We start from the raw sequence: 11240 nt of genomic DNA on the forward strand, positions 1-11240 counted from the left end.
GTAATTTCAGGAGAAATCGAATACAATATAGTATGTATGGATATATCCTCAGCGAAAGGAAGGTATAGACCCATGAAACTGCAAAACGATCTGGGCGAGATCTCCATCAGCAGCGAAGTGTTCACCGCCGTCACCGGCAGCGCGGCCACCAACTGCTACGGCGTCAAGGGCATGGCGGTCCGCTCCAAGACCGACGGTCTGGTCCATCTCCTGAAACGGGAGTCCATGGCCAAAGGCGTCAAGGTATATTACAATGAAGACGGGACCGTCTCCATCGAGCTGCACATCATTGTGGAGAACGGCGTCAACCTCATGGCCGTGTGCCGGTCCATCATGAGCGAAGTCCGCTATGTGGTCAGCAAGACCACCGGGGTCGAAGTGGCTTCTGTGGACGTGTGCGTGGACTCCATGCGTTTTTAACCGCTCGTAGAAAGGAATTTTCCGATTATGGTACAACACATCGACGCGGCGGCTTTTCAGCGGATGGTCATCCACGCAGCCGCCTCCATCAACGCGCAGAAACAGCCGATCAACGATCTGAACGTATTCCCTGTTCCCGACGGAGACACCGGCACCAACATGTCCCTGACCATCGGGGCCGCCTCCGCCGAAATGAAGAAGAACCGCTATGACTCCGTGGGTCAGGCCGCCCAGGGCACCGCTTCCGCCCTGCTGCGGGGCGCCCGGGGCAACTCGGGCGTCATCCTCTCCCTGCTGTTCCGGGGCTTTGCCAAGGCCATCAAGGAGAAGGAGACTATGGACGGCCGGGATCTGGCCCTGGCCCTGGATTTCGGCGTGGCCGCGGCCTACAAGGCGGTCATGAAGCCCGCCGAGGGCACCATCCTCACTGTCTCCCGTCTGGCCGCCGCCCGGGCCGCCGGAGCCGCCCGGGAGACTGACGATCTGGAGGCCGTGCTGGAGGCCGCCATTCAGGAGGGGCAGACCGCCCTGGCTGACACCATCAACCAGAACCCGGTTCTGAAAAAGGCCGGTGTGGTGGACGCCGGCGGCAAGGGCTTTCTGGTCATCCTCCAGGGCATGCTGGACGAGCTGCGCGGGCTCCCCATGCCCGACTCTGCCGGGGAGGAGGCCGCCGCCAAGGAGAAGGCGGAGTTCAGCGAGATGGCGGAGGAGGAGATCACCTTTGCCTTCGACACGGTGTTTATCGTGCGGAAAAACGACCCCGATGTGAACCTGGACCCCTTCCGCGCCTACCTGAACAGCATCGGCGACAGTCTGGTCATCGGTGAGGACGACGAGGCCTTCAAGGTCCACGTTCACACCAACACCCCCGGCGACGCCCTGAACGAGTCCCAGAAGTACGGCACCCTGGAGCTGGCCAAGATCGAAAACATGCGCACTCAGGCCGCCGACCTGGCCGCCGGCCGCAAGGCCCAGAGCACCGACGATCTGGAGGCCGTGGAGGCAGAGTTGGAGTCCGGCTCCGCCGCCCCCGCCAAAGCTGCCCCGGAGAAGAAGTTCGGCTATGTGGCCGTCTGCGCCGGCGAAGGCCTGGAGACCGTTTTCCGCGATCTGGGTGTGGACAGGCTGGTGGGAGGCGGACAGACCATGAACCCCTCCACCCAGGATATTCTGAAGGCCATCGAGGCCACCCCCGCCGAGATCGTCTACGTCCTGCCCAACAACAAAAACATCATCATGGCCGCCCAACAGTGCATCCCCTTGTGCGAGGACAAGAAGGTGGTGGTCCTTCAGACCAAGACGGTGCCCCAGGGCATCTCCGCCATGCTGGCCGTGGACCCCGAGGCCAGCGAGGAGGACAACACCGCCGCCATGACCGAGGCCTATGGCCGGGTCCGCACCAGCGAGGTCACCTACGCCGCCCGTGACTCCGACTTCGGCGGCTTCGCCATCAAGCAGGGCGACTATTTGGCCCTGGAGGAGCACCAGCTCTTTGGCACCGACCAGGATCTGGAATCCCTGCTGGACCGGCTGGCCCACGCCCACACCCACCAGGAGGCGGAGTTTATCTCCCTGTTCTACGGCGAGGACGTCACCGAGGAACAGGCTCAGAAGGCGGAGGCTATCTTCGCCGCCGCCTGTCCCAACGCCGAGGTCAGCCTGCTGCCCGGCGGGCAGCCTGTGTATTATTACATGATCTCCGCGGAGTGAGCCTTTCAAAGCAATCCAAAAGCGGACCCCGGTCTTTTTTCAAAGACTGGGGTCCGCTTTTCTCATATCTGTCAGCCGCGTTATTTCCCGTACCGTTTCGCCAGCTGCCGGAACCGGGGCAATGCGCGGATCACCTTCTCCTCCGGCACACAGTAGGCGATCCGGAAGTGGCCGGGGCAGCCGAAGGCGCTGCCCGGGACGAAGAGCAGCTCCAGCTCCCTGGCCTGCTGGCAGAAGGCCACGTCGTCCGGCTCCAGGCTCCGCGGGAACATATAGAAGGTCCCGCCCGGCTCCACGCAGGTGAACCCGTCCCGGATCAATTCCCGGTAGAGCCGGTCTTTATTGTGCTCATAAATGCTCAGCTCGCTGGTCTCCTCGATACATTTTGCCACGGTGAGCTGCATCAGGGTGGCCGTCCCGTTCTGACCGATGGTGCGGGAGATCTGGGGACAGACCTCCACGATCTTCTCCGCCTGCTCCGCCGCCGGGTTCACCGCCAGATAGCCGATCCGCTCCCCGGGGAGGGAGATGGACTTGGAGAAGGAGTAACAGGTGATGGTATTGGGATAGCAGGCGGCGATATAGGGACTGTCAACGCCTGTGAACCGGATCTCCCGGTAGGGCTCATCCGAGATCAGGTAGATGGGGTGGCCATACTCCCGCTGTTTCTCCTCCAACAGGCCAGCCAGCCGCCGCACCGTGGGGGTGGACAGCACAACCCCCGAGGGATTGTTGGGGCTGTTGACCAGTACCGCCGCCACTTTGGGATTCAGGATCTCCTCCAGCGCCTCAAAGTTGATCTGCAGGGTATCCACATTAGCGGGGACCACCCGCAGATTCAGGCCCGCTCCCGCGGTATAGGGGCGGTACTCCGGAAAATAGGGGGCAAAGGCGACGATTTCGTCCCCCGGCTCCGTCACCGCCCGCAGGGCGTGGGCCACTGCCCCCGCCGCTCCAATGGTCATAAAGATATGGCCACGCTCATAATTCATCCCAAAGCGGCGGTTCAGCGACTGCGCCACCGTGTCCCTGACCTCCGGCAGCCCCATCCCCGGACCGTAGCCGTGGACCTCCAGGGAAGAACGCTCCCGCAAAATGTCGGTCATAGTCTGGTTCACCGAGGGCGGTGCCGGCACCGAAGGATTCCCCAGGCTGAAATCAAAGACGTTGTCCGCTCCGATCTCCTGCGCCCTCTGCCGACCGTACCCGGCGATCTCAAAAATGATGTCCTTTTCGGACAGCATGGCGGTATACCGTTTTGACAGCATGACCCATCCCTCTTCGCTTCACAGATTATGTCCAGTGTATCACAACCCGCGGCAAAACGCTATACTTTAATAAACTAATTCAATAGCGTTCTATCGCGTAACATTTCGTCAAATACAACAAAAACGTGGCCGGAGCAAAGGCTCCGGCCGCGTTTATCCGCATGTTCAACGCAGGGCGCTTTACGCCTGCTGGTTGGGCATATCCCAACCCTTGTGGTTGGTGTGCAGCAGCTCCTCCGCCTTCTCACTGAGGGGCGCGCCCAGGAACTCCTCGTATAGAGCCTGGATCTGAGGATTTTCGTGGGAGTAACGCATGGTGTTGGCCTTATCCAGGTCATACAGGCGCTGGCCCCGGACGCCATACAGCTCCCTGTCCTCCAGGTCGATGGGCTGGCCGCCGCCGCCCACGCAGCCGCCGGGACAGGCCATGACCTCCACGAAGTCATAGTGGACCTTGCCCGCCTTCAGCTGCTCCACCAGCTTCCGGGCATTGCCCAGGCCGCTGACCACGGCACAGCGCACGGGGATACCGGCCACCTCATAGGTGGCCTCCCGCAGGCCGGGTCCGGTACGGACGGCGGCAAAGGCGTCGGGATCAGGATTCTCCCCGGTGAGGACATAGGCGGCGGTACGCAGAGCCGCCTCCATCACGCCGCCGGTGGCGCCGAAGATAACGCCGGCGCCGGTGTGGGTCCCCATGGGATCGTCCAAAGGCTCCTCGGGAATACAGGCGGGGTCCAGCTTATCCGCCCGGATCATCCGAACCAGCTCCCGGGTGGTGAGGACCATGTCCACGTCGGGACCGTGCTCGGTGCGCATGGTGGGCAGGTCGCACTCCGCCTTCTTGGCCAGACAGGGCATGATGGACACGCAGAAGATCTTCTCCGGCTCCACGCCCAGCTTCTTGGCAAACCAGCTCTTGGCCACGCTGCCGAACATCTGCTGGGGCGACTTGGAGGTGGACAGCTGGTTGGTCAACTCGGGATACTGGCCCTTGAGGAAGCGCACCCAGCCGGGACAGCAGCTGGTGAACATGGGCCAACGGGTCAGGCCGCCCGCCTTCAGGCGGTGGATAAACTCGTTGCCCTCCTCCATGATGGTCAGGTCAGCACTGAAATTGGTGTCAAAGATGTAGTCGAAGCCCATCCGGCGCAGGGTGCCGGCCATCCGCTCCATGGTGGCCTCCTCCCGGCTCAGGCCGAAATAGTCGCCCCAGGCAGTACGGACGGCGGGGGCCACCTGGACCACGGTGATCTTGTCCGGGTCGGCCAGGGCGGCGAAGGCCCGTCCGGTGTCGTCCCGCTCCCGCAGGCCCGCCACGGGACAGTGGGTGATGCACTGGCCGCACAGGGAGCAGTCGGAGTCCTTGATGACCCGGTTGTTGGACACATCCACCACAGTACGGCCGCCAGTGCCCGACACATCCCAGATGTTCAGGGACTGGATCTTGTCACAGACCTGGATGCAGCGCATGCACTTGATGCACTTGTTATAGTCGTGATACAGGGGGAAGGTGGTGGTCCAGGCGCCCCGCAGGCCCCGGGGCAGCTGGGTCTCATAGGGCAGCTCCAGAATGCCCAGGTCGTTGGCGATGGCCTGGAGCTGGCAGTTGCCGCTGCGCACGCAGGTGGCGCACTTGCAGTCGTGCTGGGACAGGATCAGCTCCACATTGGTCCGGCGGGTGGCGCGGGCCCGGGGGGAGTTGGTGTGGACCACCATACCCTCCATCACCGGGCTGTTGCAGGCGGTGACCATGGCCCGCTCGCCCTCCACCTCCACGCAGCACACGCGGCAGGCGGCAATCTCATTGATTCCCTTCAAATAACACAGGTGGGGGATCCGGATATTGGCGGCCTTGGCCGCCTCCAGGATCGTGGTCCCCTCGGGTACCTGGATCTTCTGGCCGTCAATGGTCAAGGTTACCATTCCGTGTTCCTCCCTCCCTTAAAGCTTCCGTAGCCAAAGTGGTCGCAGCGCAGGCAGCGGCTGGACTCCTGTTTGGCCTCCTCCAGGCTCATGCCGTCCACTACCAGCGAGAAATTGCCTTTGCAGTCGGGGGTGCAGTTGCTCTTCAGATTCACCCGGCCGCAGGGCGGTGTGTTGGTAAAGTGGGCGGGGGGGATCTCCACGTCACAGCTGATCTTATGGTCGAAGCCCAGATATGTATCGATATTGGCGGCGGCCACCTTGCCGCCCGCCACCGCCCGGATCACCGTGGCGGGGCCGGAGACGGCGTCGCCGCCGGCGAAGACGTTGCCCGCGCCGGGGACCGCGCTGGTCAGGTCAGCCAGAATGGCGCCCCGGTTGGTGGTCACGCCGATGGCCTCGAAGGGCTGGGCCACGATGGCCTGGCCGATGGCCACGATCACATAGTCGCAGGGGATGCGGAATTCCTTGGTATCGGCATTGACAGGCTTGGGCCGGCCGTCCTTGCCATAGGGGCCGATCAGCTGGGGACGGGTCCACAGGGCGGCCACCTTTCCTTCCTCGTCCGCCTCGATGCGGGCCGGGGCCTGGAGGGGCAGGATCTGGCAGCCCTCCGCCATGGCCTCCTCGATCTCCTCGGACAGGGCGGTCATGTCCTCCACCCGGCGGCGGTAGACACAGGTGACGCTCTCGGCGCCCAGGCGCTTGGCCGTACGGGTAGCGTCCATGGACACGTTGCCGCCGCCCACCACGCAGACCTTCTTGCCGGTAAAGTCGGGGATGTTCCCCTCGCCGATGCCCCGGAGGAGGGCCACGGCGCTGATCACGTTGGCGGAATCCTCGCCCTCCAGCCCCAGCTTCTTGTCGTTGTGGGCGCCGATGGCGATGTATACCGCGTCAAAGCTCTTTTGAATGTCCTCCATGGCCAGGTCCTTGCCGATGGAGACGCCGGTATGGACCTTGATGCCGGTGGACAGGATGTACGCGATGTCCTGGTCCAGGATGTCCTGGGGCAGACGGTAGTCGGGGATGCCGTAGCGCAGCATGCCGCCCAGCTTGGGCCGCTGCTCGTACACGGTGACCTCATGTCCCATAAGGGACAGGTAATAGGCCGCAGTCAGGCCGCCGGGACCGCCGCCGATCACAGCCACAGTCTTCCCGGTGGGCTCGGCGCAGGGGGGAGCCACCACCGGCTGGGAATGGTCCACGGCAAAGCGCTTCAGGCCGCAGATGTTGACAGCGTCGTCCACCATGCGGCGGCGGCAGTGGGACTCGCAGGGGTGCTCGCACACGTAGGCGCAGGCGGAGGGGAAGGGGTTATCCTTCCGGATCAGCTTGACGGCGTCATCATACCGGCCTTCCCGCACCAGGGCCACATACCCGGGCACGTCCACATGGGCGGGGCAGGCGGAGACGCAGGGCACGGGGTGGCTCAGGCCGCAGATGCAGCGGCCGTGGAGGATGTGCTCCTCAAAGTCCTCCCGGAAGCCCCGGACACCCTTGAGCACCATATGGGCCCCCTCGTAACCGATGGCGCAGTCGGCGGAATCGGCGATGACCTGGGCGGTGCGCTCGATCAGGTCGATGGTCTCCAGAGTGGCGGTGCGGTCCAGCACCTGCTCCAGCAGGACCGCCAGCTGGTTCAGGCCCACGCGGCAGGGCACGCACTTGCCGCAGGTCTGTGCATGGCACAGACGCAGGTAGTTCAAGGAAATGTCCACCGGACACAGCCCGGGGGAACTGGCGCTGATTCGCCGTTCCATATCCCGGTGGAGCCCGCCCAGGACGGTTTGCGCCCGTCCCGGCGTCTCAATGGATAATCGGCTCATTGTTATCTTCCTCCTCATCCTGAAAGCGCCCATCCGGTTTCCAGCCGGCATGGGTCCTTTCCAAATCGCAGACATACCGGCTTCCCCAGGCCGTGTCCGCAGGACCCCATCCCGTCTGAACCGCTCTCTCAGACTGGACCGGATCCTGTTGCTTCTTCGCGGAGGAACGCTCCGCTTCAGCCCGCCGTCCTCAGGCCGCTGCCGCAGGGAATCGCCACGGCTCTTTTCGCCTCTCAGGTCCCAATGCTCCCTTTCATTTCGACAGGACCGCCCCGCCTCCTTTCAGGCGTTTTTTATGCCTTGACGAATTTTCCCTCGCTTCTCTCTGCTACATGTGTATGAACCTACCACATTTCCCATTCTTTGTCAACACTTTATGCAACTCCGCACTATCTTTTCTTTCATTTTATGAAAAAGCCACCCAGCGCCGGATATCCCGGCGCCGGGCGGCAATATGGCTGTATTCCATGCTTCAGAGCGGAGTGTCTCCCATGTCCTCCGCCGCCTGCGTCACCAGGTGCGGCCAGCCATGGCGCGGAACTGGGCCACGGTCGGCGTGTGGGAATTCAGGCCGCCGTCACAGGTGAGCACCTGTCCGTTCATATAGTCCGACTCGTCGCTGACCAGGTAGACGCAGAGATACCCGATGTCCTCAGGTCCGCCGTAGCGGGTGCCCAAAATGTTGGACAAGAAGATATTTTTCAGCGCGTCAGGGATCCGTCCCTCATTCTGCGGCGTCACGATCAGGCCGGGACGGACGCAGTTGCAGCGGATATTTTTGGGTCCATACATGCAGGCCACATATTCCGTGAGCTTATCCACGCCGGACTTGGCGCAGGCGTAGGCCACCGTTCCCAGATCGCCGCCGGCGCTGGCCATGGATCCGATATTCACGATGCTGCCGCCCTTCTCATTTTTGAGCAGGTAGGGCAGGACCTCCTTGATCATGTTGAACGTCCCACCCAGATCGGTGGTCACCACAGTATTGAACTCCTCCAGGGTCAGCTCATCCACTCTGCCGTCCTTCAGTCCCATGCCCGCGGCATTGTTGACCAGGGCGTCAATATGGCCAAATTTCTGGGCCGTATCGGCGATCAGGGCGTGCATAGAATCGGTGCTGGTCAGGTCAAAGGCGTGGAACCAGGCTTTTCCGCCGCTGGCCTCGATCTCACTGACTACCTTCTGGCCCCGCTCCACGTTGCGCCCGGTAATGACCACCTGGGCCGCCTCTGCGGCACAGAGCTTCGCGATCCCGATTCCGATCCCGCTGGTAGAACCGGTGACAATGACAACTTTATCTTTCAATCTGTCCATTACTGCGACCTCCTTATGATACCTTTTATATAATATATGCTTCAAACGACACGGTCATACTGGACGCTGCGGCCATCTGGTGTACCGAAAGCCGCGCGTTCCCTCCTCCGCGTCTTTTTTACTTTTCAATAAATTAGTTATTTTACATATAAAAATATCATATTAATTCAGTTTTGTCAACGCAGTGCACAATAATATCTCTATGTTCTTTCATTTTGGGGTAAAAACACCCGGCGCCGCAAGATGCGGCGCCGGGTGTTTGGAGGCTTTGATTCAATTTTCCTGCGCCAAGGCCGCGCAGAAGGCCAGGGAGTGGAAGGCAACTTCCTTGTCATCGCTGCGGGAGGTGAGGGCCACGGGGACCTTGGCGCCGATGACTACGCCGCAGGTCTGGGCGTGGGCGTGCATCTGCCAGCACTTGACGATCAGGTTGCCCGCCAGCAGGCTGGGAACTATGATCCCGTCGAACTCCCCACACAGGGGGCAGTCATAGCCCTTCAGCCGGGCCGCCTCCTTGGACAGGATCAGGTCGTAGGCGATGGGGCCCACCAGTTCGCAGCCCGCAATGGGCCGATGGCGGTGTTCCCGCACCAGTTCCTGGGCCTCCACGGTGTCCTTCATGTGGAAGGCCACCTTTTCCACCATGGACAACAGGGCGATATTGGGTTTCTCATAGCCCACCGCCTGGAGCGTCTCCACCATGTTGCGGATGATCAGCTTTTTCTGCTGAAGGTTGGGCTCGATGGTCACGGTCACATCGCCAATGGCAATGACCTTGGGATACTCCGGCATACATACCAGGTCGATGTGGGTCAGCAGCTTGTCGGTGCGCAGGCCGTTCTCCGGCACCAGCAGAGGGAGCAGAAATTCCCGGGTCTGGGTATTGCCCCGCATGAGCATGTCGCCCTCACCCTGGTTGACCAGGTCCACGGCCACCTGGGCCACTTGTTCCCCCGGCTGGGTAGCCGCCAGCCGGTAGGGCTTGTCCTTCAGCCCCAGCCGCTCCAGCATGGGGACGATCTTGCTCTCCTCACCCACCAGCACGGGCGTGACAAAGCCGGCGTCCTGGGCCTCGAAGGCCCCCAACAGGATGTTTTCCGAATCCGCCCCGGCGATGACGACCCGCTTGGGCTGGGAAATCTGCTTGGCCCGTTCCACAATGGGCTCAAAATTCTTCAGTGCCATATCTGCTGTCTCCTTCCATCATGTCCGATCTCATCCAGGGCTTTCAGGTATTTCAAAAAAGCTGAGGACCAGTGTGGTATATTTTAGCACCTTCTTCTCTCCAGCACAAGAGTATTTGTTATAAAAATTCCAGTTTTCTCCACTTTTTTGTGAAAAGCCGCACCTTTTGGCAACTCTTTTCCTTTCTCCCCTCCCATCTGCCGTATCCAGCGCCGCTCTGATTTCACCGGGCGTTTTCTCTCCTCCCGGTTGACAGAATCAGGTCGAAAACGGTATGATAGAGGCAGCAAAGTTAAAATTTGGGAGGGTCCGCCATGAAGATCGACCGTATGCTGTCTCTGCTGCTCGCCGCGCTCCTGGTCCTGCCCCTGGCCTCCTGCGGCAAACCGGAGGAAGCCGCTTCCTCCGCCGCCAGCTCCATGCCAGACGAGCCCAGCGTGTCCGCCATCGCCCCGGTGGAACCGGAGCCGGAACCGGAACCCGAACCGGAACCGGAGCCCGCCCTCCCTTATGTGAACCCGCTCACCGGCGAGGGCTGCGAGACCGACATCGGCCAGAACCGCCCCATCGCCATCATGCTGAACAACCACAAAAGGGCCATGCCCCAACTGGGGGTGTCCCAGGCGGACATCATCTATGAGATGCCCGCTGAAGGCGGCATCACCCGGATGATGGGGGTGTTCCAGAGCGTGGAAGGGGTGGGTGAGATCGGCACTGTCCGCTCCGCCCGGGACTACTATGTCTCCCTGGCCTTTGGCCACGACGCCATTTACCTCCACGCTGGCGGCAGCCCCCAGGCCTATGACGCCATTCAGAACTGGGGTGTCACCGCCCTGGACTGCGTCAACGGTCCCTATGAGGGCACCCTGTTCTGGCGGGACCCGGACCGGCGGAAAAATGCCGGACTGGAGCACTCCGTCCTCACCTCCGGGGACAAGATCCTAGAGCTCCTGCCCACCTATAAGAAGGTGACCCTGGAGCACAAGGACGGCTTTGACCTGGGCTGGACCTTCGCCGAAGGCGCCGGCACCCCCGCGGCCGCCATCAGCAAGCTGACCGTCCCCTTCTCCAGCTATAAGACCGGAGTCTTCACCTGGGACGAGACGCGGCAGAAATTCCTGGTAGAGGAGTACGGCGCCCCTTACACCGACGGCAATACCGGCGAACAGGTGGCAGCGACCAATGTGTTGGTACTGCTCACCGACGTGTCCGCCATCCAGGGGGATGACAAGGGCCGCCAGTCCGTCCGGACCACCGGCGAGGGCAGCGGCTATCTGGCCAAGGAGGGCCAACTCTTTGAGATCACCTGGAAACGGGCGGACAAGACCGACTGTCTCTCCTTCTACGACGCCTCCGGCAATCTCATGCCCCTGGCCGTGGGCAACAGCTACATCAATATCGTCAGCCAAAAGACCAATGTGACCTGGGAGTAATGTGCCATATGGACTTCTATTTTTTTGAAACCCCCCTGGGGCCCATGGCCCTGGGGGCCGAGGAGGGGGCTATCACCCGGCTCTACCTGCCCAACGCCCCCACCCCCCGGCTCATGTCCCGCCCCACTCCCGTGCTGGAGGAGGGCCGAAAA

8 protein-coding genes are annotated in these 11240 nt (G+C 61.9%); 3 read left to right on the forward strand and 5 right to left on the reverse strand.

Features of this window, described 5'->3' with window-relative positions; all coding sequences use genetic code 11:
* Window positions 1-72 precede the first annotated feature (72 nt).
* Window positions 73-420: an Asp23/Gls24 family envelope stress response protein gene (locus I6E42_RS11825; RefSeq protein ID WP_235372215.1), complete on the forward strand. Its 348-nt coding sequence runs from the start codon at window positions 73-75 to the stop codon at window positions 418-420.
* Window positions 421-447: 27 nt separating this feature from the next.
* A complete protein-coding gene (locus I6E42_RS11830; RefSeq protein ID WP_235372216.1) occupies window positions 448-2133 on the forward strand; it encodes a DAK2 domain-containing protein in 1686 nt (561 codons plus the stop codon).
* A gap of 80 nt (window positions 2134-2213) precedes the next feature.
* Here the strand turns inward: I6E42_RS11830 and I6E42_RS11835 are convergent, their stop codons facing one another.
* From I6E42_RS11835 to I6E42_RS11855, 5 genes are all read right to left on the reverse strand, one after another.
* Entirely contained in the window at window positions 2214-3401 is a 1188-nt protein-coding gene (locus tag I6E42_RS11835) for a pyridoxal phosphate-dependent aminotransferase (RefSeq protein ID WP_235372217.1), read from the reverse strand.
* 180 nt (window positions 3402-3581) lie between these two features.
* Window positions 3582-5327 carry a [FeFe] hydrogenase, group A gene (locus I6E42_RS11840; RefSeq protein WP_235372218.1) on the reverse strand — a complete coding sequence of 582 codons (1746 nt, stop codon included), beginning with the start codon at window positions 5325-5327 and terminating at the stop codon, window positions 3582-3584.
* Window positions 5321-7156, reverse strand: a complete 1836-nt coding sequence (locus I6E42_RS11845; protein ID WP_235372219.1) for an NAD(P)-binding protein — start codon at window positions 7154-7156, stop codon at window positions 5321-5323. The genes I6E42_RS11840 and I6E42_RS11845 overlap by 7 nt, the downstream gene beginning before the upstream one ends.
* Before the next feature lie 510 nt (window positions 7157-7666).
* Window positions 7667-8470: an SDR family NAD(P)-dependent oxidoreductase gene (locus I6E42_RS11850; RefSeq protein ID WP_235372220.1), complete on the reverse strand. Its 804-nt coding sequence runs from the start codon at window positions 8468-8470 to the stop codon at window positions 7667-7669.
* Window positions 8471-8743: 273 nt separating this feature from the next.
* Window positions 8744-9655 carry a phosphate acyltransferase gene (locus I6E42_RS11855; protein ID WP_235372221.1) on the reverse strand — a complete coding sequence of 304 codons (912 nt, stop codon included), beginning with the start codon at window positions 9653-9655 and terminating at the stop codon, window positions 8744-8746.
* 314 nt (window positions 9656-9969) lie between these two features.
* Here I6E42_RS11855 and I6E42_RS11860 point away from each other — a divergent pair, with 314 nt between their 5' ends.
* Entirely contained in the window at window positions 9970-11088 is a 1119-nt protein-coding gene (locus I6E42_RS11860) for a DUF3048 domain-containing protein (protein WP_235372222.1), read from the forward strand.
* Window positions 11089-11240 lie beyond the last annotated feature (152 nt).

Source organism: Pseudoflavonifractor phocaeensis (genome assembly GCF_021531815.1).
Classification (GTDB): Bacteria; Bacillota; Clostridia; order Oscillospirales; family Oscillospiraceae; genus Lawsonibacter; species Lawsonibacter phocaeensis_A.

Coding starts and splice junctions, on each gene's coding strand:
- I6E42_RS11860 (WP_235372222.1), top strand. CDS start 9,970: ATGAAGATCGACCGTATGCTGTCTCTGCTGCTCGCCGCGCTCCTGGTC.
- I6E42_RS11830 (WP_235372216.1), top strand. CDS start 448: ATGGTACAACACATCGACGCGGCGGCTTTTCAGCGGATGGTCATCCAC.
- I6E42_RS11825 (WP_235372215.1), top strand. CDS start 73: ATGAAACTGCAAAACGATCTGGGCGAGATCTCCATCAGCAGCGAAGTG.
- I6E42_RS11835 (WP_235372217.1), bottom strand. CDS start 3,401: ATGCTGTCAAAACGGTATACCGCCATGCTGTCCGAAAAGGACATCATT.
- I6E42_RS11850 (WP_235372220.1), bottom strand. CDS start 8,470: ATGGACAGATTGAAAGATAAAGTTGTCATTGTCACCGGTTCTACCAGC.
- I6E42_RS11855 (WP_235372221.1), bottom strand. CDS start 9,655: ATGGCACTGAAGAATTTTGAGCCCATTGTGGAACGGGCCAAGCAGATT.
- I6E42_RS11845 (WP_235372219.1), bottom strand. CDS start 7,156: ATGAGCCGATTATCCATTGAGACGCCGGGACGGGCGCAAACCGTCCTG.
- I6E42_RS11840 (WP_235372218.1), bottom strand. CDS start 5,327: ATGGTAACCTTGACCATTGACGGCCAGAAGATCCAGGTACCCGAGGGG.